The following is a 19373-nucleotide window of genomic DNA, read 5'->3' as shown; positions in this document are numbered from 1 at the left end:
TTTCCCGCTGCTCCGCAAATTTCATTAGCAAGCTAATGAATCCGCCCCGGTTATGCAAGGGGCGGCCCCGCCCCCCGCGCCGCCATGGTGGCGGGCGGGGCGGAGGGGGTCAGTAATCGCGTTCATAGAACAGGCCGACGGTGCTTTCGCCCTCGCTGTCCACGGACCCGCGCGCGGTCAGGGTCGGGGAGATGTCGAGGTTCAGGTTCAGCTTGGTCTTGCCGTCGCCGCCGACCTGCACGTCGGTATAGAGATTCTCGGACAGGTATTTCCCCGCCCGGACCGAGACGTTGCCGTCGTCGTCCGTCGCCAGGTCCAGGTCATCGAGCCCGGTCGAGGCGCGCAGCCGCCCGACGATCCCCTCGCCGCCGCGCCCGGCCAGCGTCGCCACCGCGCTGGCCAGCTGCGCGGCCTGAAGCGCGCTGATATTGTCCAGCCCGCGGCCGAACAGCAGGTGCGACAGCACCTCTTCCTGCGGCATCTCGGGCGAGGATTCAAAGGTGATCTCGGGATCCTGCGCCTCGCCGTCGATGATGATGCGGGCGGTGATGTCGTCCTGCACCGTCTCGGCCACCAGCCGGATCACCGGGATCATGCTGCCCTGCAATTCGATCAGCCCCTCGGTCATGTCGAACCGCTTGCCCAGCAGGTCGACCCGGCCGCGGATCAGCTCCAGCTGGCCGATGGGGATGGGCTGGCGGGCATTGCCGGTCAGGCGCAGCTCGCCGCCCAGTTCCGCATCGACGCCGCGGCCGCGGATGAAGACCTGCGACGGGGCCGAGACCAGCAGGTCGAAGCGCGCCGGGTTGGCCGGCGGCGTCGCCGGCGGCGCGGCCATGCCGGCCTGGCGCGAGGCCTCGCTGGGATATTCCAGCAGCCCGGCCTTGGCGCGGGTCTGGCGCTGCGGCGGGCGTTCCGAACGGTGGATGATGTCCGGGATCGCCTTGGCGCCGCCCAGCCCGGTCGAGGGGATGCGCAGTTCCGTATGGCCCACGTCGATGCGGCCCGAGACCAGCGGCCCCTGTCCCACCGTGCCCGCGACATTGATCCCGCCGTTCACCAGGGTTTCGTAAAGGTTCGGGTCGCGCAGCACCACGTTGGACAACTGCACGTCCAGGTTCATCTGCCGGTCGCCGACCAGGTTGACCGGGCCGCTGACGGTGATGAGGCCGCCGGCCTCGACCGCGCCGCGCAGGTCGACCGCGATGCGGCCGGCGTTGAAATCGGCATTGGCGTTCAGGCTGCCCACGGCCAGGCCGAAGCGCGGCTCGGCCAGCCGGCCGTTGGTCAGCGCCACCCGGCCGGACAGCGATTCCAGCCCCGGCCGCCCGTTCAGGCGCAAATCGAAGCTCAGCGGCCCCTCGACCGAGCGGGTGCGCAGGAAGGGGTTGGCGGCGGCGGCATTGCTGCTGCCGCTGACCGCGATGTCGGCGGTGGACAGGTCCGTCGCCGCCGAGCCCGTCACCCGCGCCTGGGTATTGCCCGGCCCCGAGGCGGTCAGGTTCACGTCATAGGCGCTGCCGGTGTTGCGGATGGTGCCGGCGACCGTCGCCGGGCCGGGAAAGCCCGGCACCACCAGGGCCAGGTCGTTCAGCCGGGCGTCGAGGTTCAGCCCCTCGGTCGGGCTGCCGTCGCCGGTGATGCTGAACTGGCCGTTGCCGGCGCGCAGCCGGCTGACGGTCAGGCTGCCGTCCGGGCGCTGCGCGGCGGCCAGGTCGAAGCTGGTCTCGCCCGCCAGCACCGCATCGGCCTGCGGGTTGCCGACGCCCAGCCCGCGGGCCGAGCCGTTGGCGGTGATCTGACGCCCGCCGCCCTGCTGGTCCACGACATGCCCCGAGGCGCTGACCGCGCCGCGGAAGCCGCGGCCCAGGAAGCGCAGGTCGTCGGCGCGCAAGGTCGCGGTCAAGTCGGTGGCGCCCTGGCCCACCCGGCCCTCGGCGCCCAGGTTCAGGCGCGGGTTCTCGACGGTCGCGGTCTCGATGGTGAACACGCCGTCGCGCTCGATCCCGTGCAGCGCCAGCCGGGTCTCGCCCACCAGCGCGCCGTCGACCTGCGCCTGGCCAAAGGACAGGTCGGTGCCGGTGCCGGTCACGTCCAGCCGCCGCGCGCCCGAGCCGTCGTCCTTGAAGCTGCCCTGCGCATTCAGCGCGCCGCGCCAGCCGCGGCCGAAGCTGGCCAGCGAGCGGATCTCGGCCCGGCCCTCCATGTCGGTGCCGCTGGGGGCGATGCGGCCTTGCGCCGTGGCCAGCATCTGCTGGTTGGTCAGCTCGAAATCATGCACGGTGATCTCGTCGCCGCGTTGCTCGGCCGAAAGCCGCAGGTCGGTCACGCCGGTCAGCGCCCCGTCCACGTCCTGCTGGCCCAGGCGCAGGTCGGTGCCGCGCCCGGTCAGCTCGATCCGGCGGGTGCCGTCCTGCTCCACCGCCGTCGCCTCGGCGGTCAGCCCGCCCGAGAGGCCGCGCCCCAGCACCGCCAGGTCGGGCATGGACAGGTTCAGCCGGGCATCCATCGCGCCTTGGGCGAAGCTGCCCCGGCCTTCGGCATCGATCTGCGGGTTGGTCAGGCGGAGGGTCTGCACCTCGAAGCCGCCCTGCGCCTCGGCGGCCTCGACCAGCAGGTCGGTTTCGCCCTTTAGCGCGCCGTCCAGCTCGGCGATGCCGGTGACAAGATCCTGCGCCTTGCCGGTCAGGGTCACGCGGCGCGCCCCCGCCGCGCCGGTGGCGCGAAGCTCGCTGCGGACCGAGCCCGACATGCCGGGGTCGGCGACCGACAGGTCCGGCATCTCGATGGTCGCGGTCAGGGTGCTGGAATAGCTGTCCAGCCGCCCCTGCGCCTCGGCCGTCAGGTTCCGCGCGTTCACCACCAGCTTGCGCAGATTGATGCCCGAGGTGTCGCGCCGGGCGCTGAGTTCGATGCGCGACTGGCCCGCCAGCATGCGGTCGGCATGGTCCTGGCCGATGCGGATGTCGTTGCCCAAGACCTCTGCCTCGACGTCGAAGCCCTTGCCCAGCAGCGCGTAGCGGCCCTTGATATGGGCATCGGCGGTGCCGCCCAGCTCGCGCCCGGCCAGCGTCGAGAAGCGCGCGACATTGCGGTGCTGCGCGGTGATGTCGCCCGACAGCGTGATCCCGGTCCGCAGGCCGGAGACGGTCGTCTCGCCCTTGAAGCCGAAATCCTCGCCGTTGATGTTCATGCCCCAGAGCCGCAGCGCATTGCCGGGGGTGAAGGCAAAGTTCAGCCCGCCGTTCAGCACCCGGCCCAGGGCCTGCGCCAGGCCCGGATCGGTCGGCGCCAGGTCGTCCATGCCGAAGGCGATCCAGCCGCGCACCTCTTCCAGCGCCTGCTCGGCGGTCAGGGCGACGCGGCCGCGCCCGTCCAGCCGCAGCTCGGACAGGGCGATGTCGTCGCGGACGATGTCGCCCACCACGCCCTTCAGCACCCAGCCCGAGCCCTGCGCGGCGTCATAGTCCAGCCGCAGGCTGCCCGAGCGCACCGTGGTCGGCCGGTCGGCCCAGGGCAGCAGCACCGGCAGCTGCGCAGCCCCCGCATCCTGCCCCAGCAGCAGCGTCAGATGCGCGCTTTCCGGCGCGCCCCGGCTGGTGGTGGCCAGGTTGCCGTCCAGCCGCAGCGCCTCGGTCGCCAGCCGCAGCGAGGGGACGACCAGCCGGCCGTCCTGCCCGCGCCAGCCCTCGGCCAGAAGCTGCGACTGCGTGCCGAAGAAGGCGCGGTGCTGCGGCGGCACCAGCGCGGCCACGTCGCCGCCCAACTCGGCGCGGAAGGCGGTGCCGGGGGCGCCGTCGCGCTCGGCCGCATCGACCGAGACGGTGCCGGTCACGCGCGGCTGGCCGTCGGTCGCCAGCTGGATATTGGCGGCGAAGTCCGACATCGGCCCCTCGCCGGTGATCTCGGCCCGCACGGCGGGGCGGTCGTGCAGCTTGACCGCGTTCGCGAACAGCCCGTTGCGGTCCTCGTCCAGCCGCAGGTCCAGGCGCAGCACGCGGGTTTCGTTGGAAAAGCCCGTATCCAGGACGAATTCGCCGCGCGGCCCGTCCACGCGGTTGATGGTCAGCCTGGTCTCGCCCTCGCCGCCCGACAGGTTCATCGAGCCGTCGATCGAGATCACCGCCTCCTGTCCGATCACCGGCTGGCCCAGTTCCACCCGGTCGACGGCGATGCGGGCGATGTTCACCCCCACCGGCAGCTGCGGCAGGGAAAACTCCCGCGCCTCGGCCTGCGGCGCACTCTCGCCGGTGCCGGGCAGGCGCGGCAGGATGATGCGCTCGGCCGAAAGCTCGTTGATCTCGACCCGCCGCGCCAGCAGGGCCGAGCGGGTCCATTGCATGGCGCCGTTCTCCAGCGTGATCCAGACGCCGTCGTCGTCGGCGATGGTCATGCGGTCGAAGGTCGCGCGCGAGGACAGCGCGCCGCGGAAGCCCTCGATCACCACCTGCCGACCGGCGCCGGACAGCTTTTCCTCCAGGAAGCGGGTGATGAAGCCGCGGTCGTCCTCGACCTCCTGCGAGATCTCGGCGGCGCTGTCCTGCGCCAGCGCGGCCAGCGGGACGGCCAGCGCAAGGCCGAGGGCGACAACAAGACGATAAGCCAGATCACGCATCAGAACGCCTGCCCCAGACCGATATAGACCTGCACCCCGCCGTCGTCGCCGTCGCCGCCGCCGACCGGGGCGGCGATGTCGAAGCGCAGCGGCCCGACCGGGGTGCGATAGCGGATGCCCGCGCCGGCCCCGGCCTGCCAGCCGCTGGCGCCGGACCAGCCGCTGTCCTCCCAGACCCGGCCGGCATCGGCGAACAGCGCCAGCCCGATGCGCTCGCGGACCTGGATGCGGGTCTCGGCGGTCAGGGTGACGATGGACATGCCGCCGGTGCGCACCGTGCCGCCGCTGTCGTCGGGGATCACCTCGACGCCCAGCGATTCATAGGAATGGCCGCGCACCGTGCCGCCGCCGCCGGACCAGAACAGGTAGTCGCGCGGGGTTTCCTGGATCTCGGGGCCGACCACGGTGCCCAGCCGCGCCCGGCCGGCCAGGGTGAAGCGGTCGTCGGTGCCGAAGCTGTAATAGACCCGCCCCTCGGCCAGCACCTGCGCGCCCGAGCCGGTTTCGTCCTGCAGGCCGACGAAGGGGGTGACGCCGCCCGACAGCCAATAGCCGCGCTTGGCGTCGGTCGGCTCGTCGCGCTTGTCCCAGATCACGCTGGTGGGCAGGGCGAACAGGCGGAAATCGGTGCGGCCGCTGTCGTCGTCCACGCGCAGCGCCCGGTATTGCAGGGCGATGTCGGCCGTCAACTCGTCGCTGGGGATCCAGGTGAAGCCCAGGCCGAAGGTGCCGGACTTGAGGTCGTAATCCTCTTCCTGCAGGCTTTCGACCTTGGCCAGCACATAGCCGGTGGTGTCGGCGGTGATGGTGGCGGGCCGGTCGATGCGCAGCCCCAGGCTGTAGTCGCGCCCGGTATCGCCGCCGATGTCCGAGACGCTGGCGTCGACGCGCAGCCGCTCGCCGCCGCGGAACAGGTTGCGGTTGATCCAGTAGCCCGTCAGCGACAGCCCGTCGGTGTTGGAATATTCGAAGCCCGCACCCAGGCGGCGCAGCTTTTGTTCCGTGACCAGCAGGTCCACGTCCAGCGTGTTGCCGGGGCCGATCCCGTCCGCCTCGGTCAGGGTGATGGCCGAAAACACGCCCGAGCGGCGCAGGCGCTTCCTGACATCCTCGAGCTTCTCGGGGTCGAAGCGCTCGCCCTCGGGGAAGCCGGCGATCTTGCGCAGGCGGCGCGGGTCCATGCGCTGGTGGCCGCGGATGGTCAGCTGGCCAAAGCGCAGCTCGGGGCCGGGAGCCAGGCGGATGCGGCTGTCCACCAGGTTGCTGGCGTGGTCGGCGACGATCTCGGTCTCGGCCACCTCGGCCTTGGCGTGGCCCACGTCGCGCCAGCCCGCCACGCCGGCGGTGGCGGCGTTCTTCATGTCGCCGGTTCGGGCGATCTCGCCGCGGCGATAGTCGCGCGGCAGCTCGGTCCCCGGCGCCACCGGCGCGATCTCGGCCCGGCTGTAGCGAAAGCGCGGGCCGGGCTGGACCGAGACCACCACCCGGCGCACCACCTGGGGCGCGTCCAGCGGGGCGATGCCGGCGGCCTCGACCCCGTCCAGGGTGATGTCGATGATGCCCGAGTAATAGCCCTGGTCGTAAAGCACCCCCAGGATGCGGGCGTAATCGCCGCGCGCGGCGGCCAGCATGTCCTGCCCCGTCACCCGCCCCTCGTCCTGGGCACTGACCAGAAGCGAGGTCTGCCGGATCGCCGGCAGCAGGGCGTCGTCGCCGCCAGTCACCTGGAAATCCAGGTCGACGGGGGAATTGCCGTTGCCGTCCCCCCGGCCGAACCAGCCCGAAAACGGCGAGGACGACGGCGAAGACGAGGGCGAGCCCGAGGACTGCGCCCAGACCATGCCCGCGCCGGTTGCAAGCACGATTGCGGCAGCCGTTCCTGCCTTGATCCAGCTTTTCATTGCCTGATTGCCCTGCTTCTGGCGGTTTTCCCGCAAGCATTGCAGGGCGCGTCAACAAAATCCAGCGCAGCTGCCCCTTTTGGGGCGATTTTCAGCGGATTGCGGCCAGACAGCCATGCAACGCGGCCATGTCGTCGCGGATCACGCCGACCGGAACCGCCTGCGGAATCCGCGCCATCAGCGGGTCGGACAGGAAGGCGCGCTCGAATATTTCGAACCGATCGGTGCAGGAACGCGCGACGCTGCCGGCCAGGAACATCCCGTCCATCGGCATGAAACGAAAGGCAAGTTCGCGGCAGAGCAGTCCGAACAGGCGGGCATAAAGCGCCAGCGTCTTCTCGGCCTCGCCATCGCCCTGGGCCGCGGCGGCGACCACGGCCTCGGCTCGGCCCTGCGGCGCGCCCGTGCGCAGGGCGTGCAGCCGGGCAAGGCCGCGGCCGGCGAACAGTTCCTCGACCGAATCAATCGCCCTTGCGGCCGCACCCAGCGCCTCGGCCAGCGGTTCGGCCACGGAAAGCGGCAGGCGGGTGTGGCCCTCTTCGGCCTCGAGGCAGGCGATGCCGCCACCCGGCAGCACCTTGACCGCGCAGACGTTGAAGCCGGTGCCGGCATTCACCACCAGCCGCTGCCCGTTCGACAGCGTGCCCTGCGGCGCAGCGCGCAGGAAGCCCGCGGCCTCGCCGTCCAGCGCCGGCGTGGCATAGCCCAGGGCGATCAGGTCGTTGATCAGCCGGGCGCGCGGCGCGCCGGACAGCGCGCAGAGCCGCGCCGTGGAAAAGCTCCAGTCGCGATTGGTCAGCCGCGCCTCGTCGCCCCAGACCGGGCCGGCGACGGCGACGCAGACCGCCTCGATCTGCGGGCTGCCCTGCTGGCCCAGGAAGGCCGTCACCACCTCGTCGAAGCTGGCATGGTCGTCGCCGCGAAACCGGGTGATGGTGTCGGCCGCAAGCGCGCCGCCGCGTGCCAGCGCCATCCGCGCATTGGTCCCGCCCACATCCGCCAACAGGATCGCCATGCCTTCCCCCTTCTGCCGCGCAGCCCCTTGTCCGGGCCCTTCTAAGCCATCCCGCGCAGGGCTGCTAGCGCCAACATTCCGGCCGGGCTCGGCTTTGCCGCAAAGCCGCGGCGCGGGGCGCCTTGGGTTTGCAGCCAGGCGCGGGGAATGCTAAGGCCGCGCCAACCGAAAAAGGCGCGAGGGCCCCATGACCGATTACATCATCCGCGACATCGCCCTGGCCGAATACGGCCGCAAGGAACTGGACATCGCCGAGACCGAGATGCCCGGCCTGATGGCCCTGCGCGCCGAATATGGCGAGGCGAAGCCCCTGAAGGGCGCCCGCATCGCCGGCAGCCTGCACATGACCGTCCAGACCGCCGTGCTGATCGAGACGCTGGTGGCGCTGGGGGCCGAGGTGCGCTGGGCGTCGTGCAACATCTTCTCGACCCAGGACCATGCGGCGGCGGCCATCGCCAAGGCCGGCATCCCGGTCTTTGCCGTCAAGGGCGAGACGCTGCCGGAATACTGGTCCTATACCGACCAGATCTTCCAGTTCGCGGAAGGCACGGCGAACATGATCCTGGACGATGGCGGCGACGCGACCATGTATGTGCTGCTGGGCGCGCGGGTCGAGGCGGGCGAGACCGGGCTGATCGACGTGCCGGCCAGCGAAGAGGAAGAGGCGCTGTTCGCCCAGATCCGCAAGCGGCTGGCCGCCAGCCCCGGCTGGTTCACCCGCCAGCGCGACGCGATCCGCGGCGTCAGCGAGGAAACCACAACCGGCGTGCATCGGCTTTACGATCTGCACCGCAAGGGGCTCTTGCCCTTCCCGGCGATCAACGTGAACGACAGCGTCACCAAGTCGAAATTCGACAACAAGTATGGCTGCAAGGAATCGCTGGTCGACGGCATCCGCCGCGCCACCGACGTGATGATGGCCGGCAAGGTCGCCGTGGTCTGCGGCTATGGCGACGTGGGCAAGGGCTCGGCCGCCAGCCTGCGCGGCGCCGGCGCCCGCGTGAAAGTGACCGAGGTCGATCCGATCTGCGCGCTGCAGGCCGCGATGGACGGGTTCGAGGTGGTGCTGCTGGAGGACGTTGTCGCCAGCGCCGACATCTTCATCACCACCACCGGCAACAAGGACGTGATCCGCATCGAGCACATGCGCGAGATGAAGGACATGGCCATCGTCGGCAACATCGGCCATTTCGACAACGAGATCCAGGTCGCCGCGCTGAAAAACCACAAATGGACCAATATCAAGGACCAGGTGGACATGATCGAGATGCCCTCGGGCAATCGCATCATCCTGCTGTCCGAGGGGCGGCTCTTGAACCTGGGCAACGCCACCGGCCATCCCAGCTTCGTCATGTCGGCCAGCTTCACCAACCAGGTGCTGGCGCAGATCGAGCTGTGGGCCAAGGAGGGGGAATACCGGCCGGGCGTCTATATCCTGCCCAAGGCGCTGGACGAAAAGGTCGCCCGGCTGCATCTGGACAAGATCGGCGTCAAGCTGACCACCCTGTCGCAAGAGCAGGCCGCCTATATCGGCGTGACCCCCGAGGGTCCGTTCAAGTCCGAACATTACCGCTATTGAACGCGCGGGCGCGGTCCCGCCGGGGCCGCGCCGCATATCGTGGAGGAGGGGGCGCCAGATGTCCGACGATTGCCTGTTCTGCCGCATCGCGCGCGGCGAATTGCCCGCGCACCGGGTCCATGAGGACGAGCATATCCTGGCCTTCCTGGACCTGCATCCCATCCGTCCCGGCCATTGCCTGGTCATCCCCAAGCGGCATTATCCCTGGTTCGAGGATCTTCCCGAGGATCTGGCCACCCGCATCACCGGCTGCGCGCAGCGCCTGGCCCGGCAGATGAAGGCGCTTTACGCGGTCGAGCGGGTGGCGCTGTTCTATACCGGCATCCATGTCGCCCATGCCCATGCGCATGTCGTGCCGATGCACCATGTGCATGACGTGTCCTCGCAGGCCTATCTGAAGGACGGCATTGGCAGCTTCGCGGCCCCGCCGCAGCTGCCGGCCGACGAGGGTGCGCGCATTGTCCAGGCGCTGGCCCCGGCCTTCGACGGCTGAACGCGCGGTTTTGGTTGATATTTATTAGGCCGGCGCTAGGCTTTCCCCTGGGATGGACCAATCCGAAGGGGGACAGCGCATGAGCAAGCGCGACGATCTGATCGCCAAATACGCCGCCGACATGCAGGACAAGCTGGGCGTCGCGCCCGACATGGACCTGCTGGCCAAGGTGGTCATCGGCTGCGGGCCTTCGATCTACAACGCCGACGGGGAAACCGTGGCCGGATCGGACAAGGCCGAGCTGGAGCGCATCAGGACCAACTACCTGGTGAAAAAGCTGGGCCTGCCCGAAGGCCCCGAGCTTTCCGCCGCCATCGACGAGGTGATCGCGAAATACGGCAGCTCCAACCGCAACAAGTATCGCGCGGTGGTCTATTACATGCTCTGCACGCATTTCGGCAAACAGGCGGCCTATGCCTGACGGCGGTGACGCAACGTCACGAAAGGCCGCGGCCGGGCGCTGAACCCCGGCCGGGCGCGGTCAATCCAGCATCCGCTTGATCGCGGCGACATGGGCGGCGTCGGCGGCGCAGGCATCGGCGGCCAGCGCCGCGGCCTCGTCCAGCAGCGCCTCGGGCGCGACCAGCCGGTCGATCAGGCCCCAGGCCAGCGCCTCTTCGGCCGGGATCTTCTGGCCGGCCATCAGGATCATCTTGGCCCGCGACGGCCCGACCAGCGCGCGCAGGCGCAAGGGGTCGCTGGGCTGGGGCAGGAAGCCCAGGCGCATGACCGGATAGAAGATCTTCGCCCCCGGCACTGCCAGCCGCAGGTCGCAGGCCAGCACCATGCCCAGGGCGCCGCCCGCCGCGGTGCCGTTCAGCGCGGCGATGGTCAGGCAGGGCATCGAGGCGACGCGGGACGACAGCCGCTCCCATTGCGGGGACAGGGCCAGCCCGGCGCGGGCCTCGTCCAGGTCGGCCCCGGCGGAAAACACCGGGCCTTCGCCGGTCAGGATCACGGCGCGCAGCGCGGGCTCGGCGGCCAGGGCGTCGAAAGCGGCGGTCAGCTCGGCCAGCATGGCGCCGGTCAGCGAATTGGCCTTGGCCGGGCGCGCGATGGTGATGCGGCCGATCCCGCCGACGATTTCCCTGGTGATCATCATTCCCTCCTTGGACCCGCGCGCTGGCTGTGGCAAAAGCCGGATCGGTGTTTCTTATGCAATTCTCGCCGAAAAGGTGTTATGAAATGAACCTGCGACTGACAAGCTCGGCCCTGGCGCTGGCCGCGATGGCTGCCCCGGCGCTTGCCGATGTGACTTCGGAACAGGTGTGGCAGTCCTGGGTCGATTATTACCAATCGCTCGGCTACAGCGTGACCGAGGGCAATCGCGACAAGGCCGGCGACACGCTGACGCTCAGCGATGTCGTCATCAACGGGGGCATGCCCGAAAGCCAGGTCGACTTCAGCGTTGCCCGGATCACGCTGAGCGAAAGCGGCGACGGCACGGTCAGGACCGTCTTTGCCGACCAGATGACCGGCGAGGCGCATGGCACCGATCCCGACGGGCAAAGCTATAGCGTGCCCTTTACCCTGGATATTCCCGGCAACGTCATCGTCACCTCGGGCGCGCCCGAGGACATGACGCATGAATTCGACTATCCGACGATGGATTTCGCCCTGACCACGATCAAGAGCGGCGACAAGGAAACCCCGCTGCCGATCAAGGTGGGCGTGGCGGATTCGACCGGCACCTTCCATATCGTCGCCGGATCGCCGGCGAAATACGACTATGCGATGAAGTCGGGCCGGATCACCTTCAGTGGCGACGTGACCTCGGAAGAGGACGACAAGGTCAAGTTCGAGGGCAGCATCGACGGTGCCGAGACCTCGGGCGAGATGGCGGTGCCCGACGGCACGAAGATCGAAGAGGACATGAACGCCGCGCTGAAGGCCGGGCTTGCCATGGACGGCGTGCTGAAGGCCGGCGCCATGGCCGTCAGCTTCGACTTTGCCGGCACCGACGAGGACGGCCAGGAGACCAGCGGCGCAGGCAAATACGACGGCAAGGGCTTCGAGCTGAGCTTCGGCCTGTCGCAGGACGGCATGACCTACCAGGCCGGCTCGGATGCCGGCAGCTTCGAGCTGACCAGCAGCGACATGCCCTTCCCGATCAACTACGCCATCGAAAGCGGCAGCTTCGACATGCAGATGCCGGTGATGCAGTCGGAGCAGGCGCAGCCCTTCAAGTTCGCCTATTCGCTGGCCGGGCTGACGCTGGGCGATGCGATCTGGAACCTGTTCGACGCACAGGGCCAGCTGCCGCGCGACCCGGCCTCGCTGGACATCGACGTGACCGGGCAGATGAAGGTGACAAAGGACATCTTCGACCCGGCCAGCATGGCGCCCGCCTCGGACGAGGCCGAAGCCGAGGCCGACGGGACCGCGGACGGCGCCGAGGGCATGGAGGCGGCGGAGGCCGACCCGCAGCCCTTCGAGCCGGTCGAGGTCGCGATCAACCAGTTCGCGCTGAACGCGCTTGGCGCCAAGGTGAATGCCGAGGGCGCGCTGAAAGCCCCGGAAAGCGGCGACATGACCACCCCCGTGGGCGAGGTCCATGCCCGCTACGAGGGCGTGAACGGGTTGATCGACAAGCTGGGCGCCATGGGCCTGATCCCCGAGGACCAGATCATGGGCGTGCGGATGATGATGGCCATGTTCGCCAAGCCGGTCGCCGAGGGCGAGGACAAGCTGGAAACCAGGCTCGAGTTCAAGGAAGACGGCTCGATCTTTGCCAACGGCCAGCAGATCAAGTAACCCCTCCGGGGCGCGGCGCCCGGCGCCCTGACGGATCGCATCGCGGGGGCCGGGCGTTGGTGCCACGGCCCCCGTGTCCCATTCCAAGGTGAACCGCATGTCCGAATACCATCGACTCGAGGCTTTGGCGCAGCAGCTTCTGGCGGCGGCACGCAAGGCGGGTGCCGACCAGGCCGATGCCGTGGCGCTGGAGGCGGCCGCCGTCTCGGTCGATGTGCGCGCCGGGCACCTGGAACATGCCGAGCGTGCCGAGGGGGTCGAGATCGGGCTGCGCGTGCTGGTCGGCGGGCGGCAGGCCTGCGTCTCGGCCTCGGACCGCTCGGCCCGGACCATCGAGGAAATGGCGGCCCGCGCCGTCGCCATGGCGCGCGAGGCGCCGGTCGACGACACGCTGGGCCTGGCCGAGCCCGAGCAGCTGGCCCGCGACATCGACAGCACCCGGCTGGATCTTTACGACCACGATGCCGAGCCCACGCCCGAGCATTTGCAGGATCTGGCTCTGCGCGCCGAGGCGGCGGCGCTGGCGGTCGAGGGCGTCTCGACGATCGAATCTGCCGGCGCCAGCCATTCGCAGCGCCACATGTGGCTGGCGGCGAGCAACGGTTTCTCGGCCGGCTACGGGCGCAGCGGCCACAGCCTGTCCGCCGTCGCCATCACCGGCGAGGGGCTGGGGATGGAGCGCGACTGGGCCGGCGAAAGCCGCGTCCACGCCACCGACCTGCCCGCGCCCGAAGAGATCGGCCGGCTTGCCGGAGAGCGCACCGTCGCCCGGCGCGGCGCGCGCAAGCCGCCCACCGGCGCCTTCCCGATCCTCTATGACGAGCGCGTCGCCTCGGGGCTGATCGGCCATCTGGTCGCGGCGGTGAACGGCGCCTCGGTCGCGCGCGGCGCCAGCTGGCTGCGCGATGCGCTGGGGGAACAGGTGCTGCCCAGGGGGTTCGACCTGCGCGAGGATCCGCACCGGCCGCGCTATGGCTCCTCGCGCCTGTTCGACGGCGAGGGGCTGGCGACCGCGCCGCGGCTGATCGTGGCCGACGGCGTCTTGCAGGGCTGGACGCTGGACCTGGCCACGGCGCGCAAGCTGGGCATGGACTCGACCGCCAATGCCATGCGCGGCGCGGGCAGCCCGCCCTCGCCCGGCGTGACCAACCTGGAGCTGACCGCGGGCGACAAAACGCGGGACGAGCTGATCCGCCAGATGGGGCGCGGGCTGGTCGTGACCTCGATGCTGGGCGCCTCGATCAACAGCACCACCGGGGATTATTCGCGCGGCGCCGGCGGCTTCTGGGTCGAGAACGGCGAGATCGCCTATGCCGTCAACGAATGCACCATCGCCGGCAACCTGCGCGACATGCTGCTGCGCCTGACCGCCGCCTGCGACCTGCCCGACTGGCGGGCGATGCGCGTGCCCAGCCTGTTGGTCGAAGGGATGACCGTTGCCGGCGAGTGACCTTGCGCTTCTGGAGCAGGCCGCGCATGAGGCGGGCGAGATCGCGCTGCGCTATTGGCGGCGCGAGCCGCGGGTCTGGGACAAGGCCGGCGGCGCCGGCCCGGTGACAGAGGCCGACCTGGCCGTCAACGCGCATCTGGAGCGCCTGCTGCGCACGGCCCGTCCCGATTACGGCTGGCTGAGCGAGGAAAGCGCCGACGATCCGGCGCGGCTTGAGGCCGAGCATTGCTTCATCATCGACCCGATTGACGGCACCCGCGCCTTTATCGACGGGCAGGTGGGCTTTTCCCATGCGCTGGCGATCACCCGCGGCGACCGGGTGGTGGCGGGCGTGGTGCATCTGCCGGCGCAGCGCACGACCTATGCCGCCGCGGCCGACGGGCCGGCGCTGCGCGACGGCAAGCCCATCGCGCCTTCGGCGCAGGGGTTCGAGGGCGCGCGGGTGCTGACCGGCAAGCCGAGCCTCGACCCGGTGCATTGGCGCGGCGTGGCGCCGCCGGTCAAGCGCAGCTTCCGCCCCTCGCTGGCCTGGCGGCTGTGCCTGGTGGCGGACGGGCAGTTCGACGCCACGCTGTCCACCCGCCCGGCCTGGGAATGGGACGTGGCCGCCGGCAGCCTGATCGCTGCCCGCGCCGGCTGCGTGGCCAGCGACCTGTCCGGCGCGCCGATGCGCTTCAACGCGGCGCGGCCGCTGACCGACGGGCTGGTGGTGGCGCCGCCCGCCCTGCACGGCCAGATGATCGCGGCCATGACCCCGCGGATGGTCCTGCCGGGCGGTCCGCTTGATGCCCCGCCGCCTGCCGACTAAGAAGGGGAAAAGGCCGGAGCTGTTCTGGCCATGTCCCGCAGATGACAGGGCGCGAACATGAGCCGACTTCCCCCCGCGACCCGCGACCGGCTGGCCGACGAGATCACCTTTCACCCCGCCACGGCCGAGGCGCGGCTGCTGCGCGAGGCGCTGGGGCGTTTCGCCACCGGCGTGACCGTGGTGACGACCGCCGGGCCGCAGGGGCCGCTGGGCATGACGGTGAACAGCTTCTCCAGCGTCTCGCTGGAGCCGCCGCTGGTGCTGTGGTGCCCGGCCCGCGCCTCGGCCCGGCACGCGGCCTTTGCCGGGGCGGCGGCCTGGTCGGTGCATGTGCTGGGCTCGGAGCAGCTGGAGACCTGCCTGCGCTTTACCCGCGGCGGCCGCCAGTTCGAGGGGCTGGACACGGTGCCGACCCCCGAGGGCGTGCCGGTGATCCCCGGCGTCGCGGCGCGGTTCGACTGCGCCGCCCATGCCGTACATGAGGCGGGGGACCATTCGGTGCTGATCGGGCGGGTGCTGCGCGTGACCGTGGCGGGGCCGGGCGATCACCCGCTGGTCTTCGCCGCCGGCCGCTTTGGCCAGTTCGAGCCCGACGATGGAGCCTAGCGGGGGGCTCTGCCCCCACGCCTTGCGCGCCCCTTGATGGGGCACGCAAGGCGTTCCCCCGGAGTATTTGGAAAACGGAGAAAGCCGGCTCAGCTGCCTTCCAGCGGCGGCAGCGGCTGCGAGAAGATGTCGTCCATGCGCGGCATCGGCGCGGTGCTGGTGCGGATCGACCGGCCCGGCCCGGAAAGCGTGGCGATCTGGCGGGCAAGCCGGGCGATGGCCTGGGATTGCGCGTGGGCGATGGCGGCGGGGCCTTGGTCGGCGAGCGGCACGGAGATGTCGAAGCCGCGCGCCTGGTTGGCGCCGCCCGCGCCCTCGTCGGCGACGAAATAGCGCCCGGACAGGCGATAGCTGCCGTCGGCCTGCGCCAGCGCCTTTTCGACTCGCACCTCCAGCCGGCGCCGGGGCGGTTCGGCCAGCGGCCAGGGCTCGGCGATCACCGTGGCGCCCGAGAGGTCCGAGATGCTGCGCGCCAGCGCCAGGGTGAAGGCGCGTTGCGGGTTGTCCGCCCAGAGCTGCCTGGTGTTCGAGCGCACGGCGCCGTCGCCGCTCTGCCAGCTGACCTCGTCGCCCGCGGCATATTCGGGCAGCGACACGTCCTTCAACTCGGCCGTGCCCAGCCGGTCGGGCACCCGTTCGCCCGTCGTGGGCGGGTCGATCAGGTAGCGCGCGGTCTTTTCGCCGTTCGAGCAGGCGCCGAGCAGGGCGAGGCAGGCGGCGGAGGCAAGGATCAGGCGCATCTTATCGTCCCAGGATGAAGGCTTGCGGGTTGCGTTCGATGGTCCGCGCCAGGCTGCCGAAGGCGTTGGCGGCGCGGCGCATCTCGCGCATCAGGTTGATGGTCTCGTTGTTGAAGCTCGAGCGGTCGCCATAGGCGGCGATCACCGCATCGGCCCGCGCCGCCAGCGCCTCGAGCCGCGCCGAAAGCTGCGGCAGGCGTTTCGCCGCGTCCGAGACATCCTGCGCCGCCGTGCTGGCCGAGGCGAGCGCATCGTTCAGGCTGCCCGCGGCATTGCCGTCGCGCAGGTCGTTGAGCAGGCCCGATGCGGCCTTCAGCGTCTCGGACAGATCCCTGGGCAGCCGCTCGGCATCCTCGGTGCCCAGAAGCGCGCGCACGTCCCTGAGGATGCCCTCGGCCTCGGTGCCGATGGCGGCATAGTCCACCGCCTCGATCTTGACCGCGGCGGCGTCGATCTGGTCGACCATGGCCGGCACGTCGGCGGCGGCGAGCTTGACCGCCTCGGCCGCGGCCGCCGCCTCGTCCACCATGCGGCGCAGCTGGCCCACGGCGCCGGATTCGCGCAGCTCGGTGGTGACTTGCCGGATCTCGCCCGCGGCGGCCTGGGCATCCTCCAGCGTGCCGCGCAGGGCGCCGGGGATGGCGCGGGTGTCCTCGCTGCTGGCGATGGCGGTGACGCTGTTCATCATGTCGGTGACGGATTTCAGCGCCTCCTCGATCGGCAGGTTGCCGACGCGGGTCAGGAAGCCCTGCGCCGTCTCGGTGAAATCGGAGATTTCGCCGGGGACCGAGGGGATGAGCGGATAGGGATCGCCGGCGCGGTCCAGTTCGGCCGGCGCGGCATCGGGCAGCTCGACCAGCTCGACCTGCAGCGAGGTGCCGAAGAAGCCGGCGCTGGCCACCCGCGCCCGCAGGCCGGCCCGGACCTGGTCGGCCAGGAAATCCAGCGCCTGGTCGGGCGTGGTGTCGCCGGGCAGGCCCAGGCGGGCGGGGGTCAGGGCCAGCGTCACCTCTTGCTCGATATGCTCGCGCCCCTCGTCATCGGCGATCACGCGGGCGGCCAGGTCGGTGACGCGGCCGACGGTCAGGCCCATGAACTGCACATTGGCGCCGGTCTCCAGCCCCTTGACCGATTCGCCGATGCGCATGGTCAGCCGCAACGCCTGCGCCTCGTCCGAGAACAGGTTGGTGCGCGCCGTCGCCTCGTCGGTCTGCAGGGTGAAGACATGGCCGTCCTCGACCGGCCGCCCGCCCGAGGTCAGGGTGGCGAATTCCGCACCCCCCTGCAGCACCGAGGCCAGCGAGTTCACGTTCAGCGACAGGCCCTGCGCCCCCAGCGACACCGAAAAGCCCGAGGTGTCCCAGAATACCGTGCTGGTGGTCAGCCGCGCGTCATGCGGCGCGGCGATGAAGACGTCGGCCAGCACGCTTTCGTCGTCCTCGGACAGGCGCAGGTTCTGCATCTGCCCGACCGGCAGCCCGCGGAACATCACCGGCGCGCCCTCGGTCATGCCGCGCGAGCGTTCGGTCGCAAGCACGATCCAGGTGCCCTTTTCGCCGAAGCTGGTCAGCGGCGGCCGGTCGAGCCCCTGGAAGTGGGTCTGCGGCTCGTCCGGCTTGTCGTCCCAGAAACCCTCGACGAAGGCGCCGGTCAGCACCGTGTCCAGCCGCGAGATGCCCTGGGCCGAGACCTGGGGCCGCACGATCCAGAACTGCGATTCGCTGTCGATATAGGGGGCCAGATCCTTGTCCACGCGCATGTTCACCAGAACCTGTTGCAGATCCTCGGTGAAGCGCACCGATTCGACCTTGCCCACGGTGATCTCGCGGAATTTCAGCGCCGTCTCGCCCGGCGTGATCCCGGTCGCGTCCTTGAAGGCGACCGAGACCAGCGTGCCGCGCCCGGCGATCATGTTCCAGCCCACGCCCAGCGTCACGATCAGCGCCGCGATCGGCACCAGCCAGATCAGCGGCAGCCCGGCCCGCACGGCACGGGCGGCGGGCTTGCGGACGGGTTCGGCGGGTTTCAGGGGGGCGTCGCTGCGCTCGGGCGAGGGCCTGTCGGTCATTCATGGTCCTTGCGGCTGCGCAGCGGAAGGCCGCGCCAGATCAATCTCGGGTCGAAGCTTTGCGCGGAAAGCATGGTGAAGGCAACCGACAGCGCAAAGGAGACCGCCGCAGGGCCGGGATGGATCGAGGCGACGAAGCCCAGCTGCACCAGCGCCGACAGGATCGCCACGACGAAGACGTCGATCATCGACCAGCGGCCGATGAACTCGACCACCTCGTAAAGCACCAGCCGCTTGTGCGCGGCCTCGACCGTCGCCGGCCGCCCCGCGACCGTCGCCAGCCAGGCGATGGCGACGAACTTGCCCACCGGCACCATGACCGAGGCGGCAAAGATCACCGCCGCGATGCCGTAGTTGCCGTAATGCATCAGCTCGACCACGCCGCCGAGGATGGTGGATTCGCTGTTGCCGCGCAGCCCGCCGAAGGTCGAGGTCTTGAGCATCGGGAACAGGTTCGCCGGGATGTAGAAGATGAGCCCCGCCGCCAGCCAGGCCCAGACCGCGTTCAGGCAGCGCCGGTCCGGCGGCACCAGCGCGCTGCCGCAGCGGCGGCAGATGGTCTCGGCCTCCGGCCAGGCCCGGCCGCAGCTGCGGCAGCCGACCAGCCCGGCGCGATGCGCGGTCAGCACCGGCGCGTCATGGGCGGGCGCGCTCATGCCCGCGGCTCCGGCACGATCTCGCGCCCGTCGGTGGCCATGCCGGCATCCTCTATGGCGTCCCAGATCGTCGCGGCGCTGGTAAAGGCGTTACTGGCGGCGTTGACCAGGATCAGCCCGCAAAAGGCCCAGAAGGCCGGGCCGAAGCTGATGTTGGCCAAGCCCCCCACTTTGACCAGCGCGATGGCGGTGCCGATGACGAAGATCTCGGCCATCGACCAGGGCCGCAGCGTCTCGGACAGGCGAAAGGCCGGCACGGCATGGGCAAAGGGCCGGCGTTTCCGCGCCAGCGGCAGCAGCGTATAGACCAGAAGCAGCGCCCGCAGCACCGGCAGCCCGACGATCATGCCCAGCACCGCCACGGTCAGGGGCATCAGGGCGCCGTGCGAAAAGGCCAGCGCCACGCCGAACAGCGAGGTTTCGTTGCCGAATCCCATGCGCGAGATTTCCAGGAACGGAAAGAACACCGCCCCCACCATCAGCACCAGCGAGGCAAAGGACAGCGCGATGATCCGGGTGAAGGCGCCGGCGCGCGGGCTGGCCAGCAGCGTGTTGCAGCGCAGGCAGCGCGCGGTCTCGCCCGGCTCCAGCTCGCGCTCGACATGCAGCGCGTCGCAGCGCGGACAGGCGGTCAGCCCGGCGCCGGTGGACAGGTCATATTCGCCTTCGGTCTGCATCGGCACAGAAT

Annotated in this window: 15 protein-coding genes; 7 read left to right on the top strand and 8 right to left on the bottom strand. The window is 70.3% G+C overall.

Annotated elements, in window-relative coordinates:
• Window positions 1–109 precede the first annotated feature (109 nt).
• The 3 genes from IT40_RS05315 to IT40_RS05305 all read right to left on the bottom strand — a co-directional run bounded on the left by IT40_RS05315 (window position 110) and on the right by IT40_RS05305 (window position 7531).
• Window positions 110–4615, bottom strand: coding sequence for a translocation/assembly module TamB domain-containing protein (locus tag IT40_RS05315; RefSeq protein ID WP_036751518.1), 4506 nt, complete (start codon window positions 4613–4615; stop codon window positions 110–112).
• Window positions 4615–6516: an autotransporter assembly complex protein TamA gene (locus IT40_RS05310; RefSeq protein WP_036751640.1), complete on the bottom strand. Its 1902-nt coding sequence runs from the start codon at window positions 6514–6516 to the stop codon at window positions 4615–4617. The genes IT40_RS05315 and IT40_RS05310 overlap by 1 nt, the downstream gene beginning before the upstream one ends.
• 91 nt (window positions 6517–6607) lie before the next feature.
• Window positions 6608–7531 (bottom strand): glucokinase, encoded by a 924-nt coding sequence (locus IT40_RS05305; protein ID WP_036751516.1) that lies wholly within the window; start codon window positions 7529–7531, stop codon window positions 6608–6610.
• 187 nt (window positions 7532–7718) lie between these two features.
• Between IT40_RS05305 and ahcY the strand changes: the two genes are divergently transcribed.
• The 3 genes from ahcY to IT40_RS05290 all read left to right on the top strand — a co-directional run bounded on the left by ahcY (window position 7719) and on the right by IT40_RS05290 (window position 10024).
• Complete coding sequence (ahcY, locus tag IT40_RS05300) at window positions 7719–9110, top strand: adenosylhomocysteinase (RefSeq protein WP_036751514.1); 1392 nt, start codon at window positions 7719–7721, stop codon at window positions 9108–9110.
• A gap of 58 nt (window positions 9111–9168) precedes the next feature.
• A complete protein-coding gene (locus tag IT40_RS05295) occupies window positions 9169–9603 on the top strand; it encodes an HIT family protein (protein ID WP_036751513.1) in 435 nt (144 codons plus the stop codon).
• Between the two features lie 79 nt (window positions 9604–9682).
• A complete protein-coding gene (locus tag IT40_RS05290) occupies window positions 9683–10024 on the top strand; it encodes a DUF2853 family protein (protein ID WP_036751511.1) in 342 nt (113 codons plus the stop codon).
• Window positions 10025–10084: 60 nt separating this feature from the next.
• On the opposite strand, the gene IT40_RS05285 is transcribed toward IT40_RS05290, so the two are convergent.
• Entirely contained in the window at window positions 10085–10702 is a 618-nt protein-coding gene (locus IT40_RS05285; RefSeq protein WP_036751638.1) for an enoyl-CoA hydratase/isomerase family protein, read from the bottom strand.
• Window positions 10703–10788: 86 nt separating this feature from the next.
• Here IT40_RS05285 and IT40_RS05280 point away from each other — a divergent pair, with 86 nt between their 5' ends.
• From IT40_RS05280 to ferA, 4 genes are all read left to right on the top strand, one after another.
• Window positions 10789–12357: a DUF2125 domain-containing protein gene (locus IT40_RS05280; protein ID WP_036751509.1), complete on the top strand. Its 1569-nt coding sequence runs from the start codon at window positions 10789–10791 to the stop codon at window positions 12355–12357.
• Window positions 12358–12454: 97 nt separating this feature from the next.
• The gene (locus IT40_RS05275; RefSeq protein ID WP_036751507.1) at window positions 12455–13807 is read left to right on the top strand and encodes a TldD/PmbA family protein; all 1353 of its coding nucleotides are present in this window, start codon (window positions 12455–12457) and stop codon (window positions 13805–13807) included.
• Window positions 13794–14615, top strand: coding sequence for a 3'(2'),5'-bisphosphate nucleotidase CysQ (locus IT40_RS05270; RefSeq protein WP_036751505.1), 822 nt, complete (start codon window positions 13794–13796; stop codon window positions 14613–14615). Before IT40_RS05275 ends, IT40_RS05270 begins: the two co-directional genes overlap by 14 nt.
• Before the next feature lie 57 nt (window positions 14616–14672).
• Entirely contained in the window at window positions 14673–15221 is a 549-nt protein-coding gene (gene ferA / locus IT40_RS05265) for a flavin reductase FerA (protein WP_036751503.1), read from the top strand.
• An 89-nt stretch (window positions 15222–15310) separates the two neighbouring features.
• On the opposite strand, the gene IT40_RS05260 is transcribed toward ferA, so the two are convergent.
• From IT40_RS05260 to IT40_RS05245, 4 genes are read right to left on the bottom strand one after another with little or no spacing between them, the layout of a single operon-like run.
• Window positions 15311–15961: a PqiC family protein gene (locus tag IT40_RS05260; protein ID WP_036751501.1), complete on the bottom strand. Its 651-nt coding sequence runs from the start codon at window positions 15959–15961 to the stop codon at window positions 15311–15313.
• 1 nt (window position 15962) lies between these two features.
• Window positions 15963–18029 carry a PqiB family protein gene (locus tag IT40_RS05255; protein WP_052095755.1) on the bottom strand — a complete coding sequence of 689 codons (2067 nt, stop codon included), beginning with the start codon at window positions 18027–18029 and terminating at the stop codon, window positions 15963–15965.
• Entirely contained in the window at window positions 18026–18685 is a 660-nt protein-coding gene (locus IT40_RS05250; protein WP_036751499.1) for a paraquat-inducible protein A, read from the bottom strand. Before IT40_RS05250 ends, IT40_RS05255 begins: the two co-directional genes overlap by 4 nt.
• Window positions 18682–19362, bottom strand: a complete 681-nt coding sequence (locus IT40_RS05245; protein WP_036751497.1) for a paraquat-inducible protein A — start codon at window positions 19360–19362, stop codon at window positions 18682–18684. Before IT40_RS05245 ends, IT40_RS05250 begins: the two co-directional genes overlap by 4 nt.
• Window positions 19363–19373 lie beyond the last annotated feature (11 nt).

The organism is Paracoccus versutus, assembly GCF_000763885.1.
Lineage (GTDB): Bacteria > Pseudomonadota > Alphaproteobacteria > Rhodobacterales > Rhodobacteraceae > Paracoccus > Paracoccus versutus.
The sequence above is the reverse complement of the archived record's forward strand: the minus strand, read 5'-3'. Positions and strand labels throughout refer to the sequence as shown.

Coding starts and splice junctions, on each gene's coding strand:
- IT40_RS05290 (WP_036751511.1), top strand. CDS start 9,683: ATGAGCAAGCGCGACGATCTGATCGCCAAATACGCCGCCGACATGCAG.
- IT40_RS05310 (WP_036751640.1), bottom strand. CDS start 6,516: ATGAAAAGCTGGATCAAGGCAGGAACGGCTGCCGCAATCGTGCTTGCA.
- IT40_RS05245 (WP_036751497.1), bottom strand. CDS start 19,362: ATGCAGACCGAAGGCGAATATGACCTGTCCACCGGCGCCGGGCTGACC.
- IT40_RS05255 (WP_052095755.1), bottom strand. CDS start 18,029: ATGACCGACAGGCCCTCGCCCGAGCGCAGCGACGCCCCCCTGAAACCC.
- ahcY (WP_036751514.1), top strand. CDS start 7,719: ATGACCGATTACATCATCCGCGACATCGCCCTGGCCGAATACGGCCGC.
- IT40_RS05315 (WP_036751518.1), bottom strand. CDS start 4,615: ATGCGTGATCTGGCTTATCGTCTTGTTGTCGCCCTCGGCCTTGCGCTG.
- IT40_RS05285 (WP_036751638.1), bottom strand. CDS start 10,702: ATGATCACCAGGGAAATCGTCGGCGGGATCGGCCGCATCACCATCGCG.
- IT40_RS05295 (WP_036751513.1), top strand. CDS start 9,169: ATGTCCGACGATTGCCTGTTCTGCCGCATCGCGCGCGGCGAATTGCCC.
- IT40_RS05275 (WP_036751507.1), top strand. CDS start 12,455: ATGTCCGAATACCATCGACTCGAGGCTTTGGCGCAGCAGCTTCTGGCG.
- ferA (WP_036751503.1), top strand. CDS start 14,673: ATGAGCCGACTTCCCCCCGCGACCCGCGACCGGCTGGCCGACGAGATC.
- IT40_RS05250 (WP_036751499.1), bottom strand. CDS start 18,685: ATGAGCGCGCCCGCCCATGACGCGCCGGTGCTGACCGCGCATCGCGCC.
- IT40_RS05280 (WP_036751509.1), top strand. CDS start 10,789: ATGAACCTGCGACTGACAAGCTCGGCCCTGGCGCTGGCCGCGATGGCT.
- IT40_RS05305 (WP_036751516.1), bottom strand. CDS start 7,531: ATGGCGATCCTGTTGGCGGATGTGGGCGGGACCAATGCGCGGATGGCG.
- IT40_RS05260 (WP_036751501.1), bottom strand. CDS start 15,961: ATGCGCCTGATCCTTGCCTCCGCCGCCTGCCTCGCCCTGCTCGGCGCC.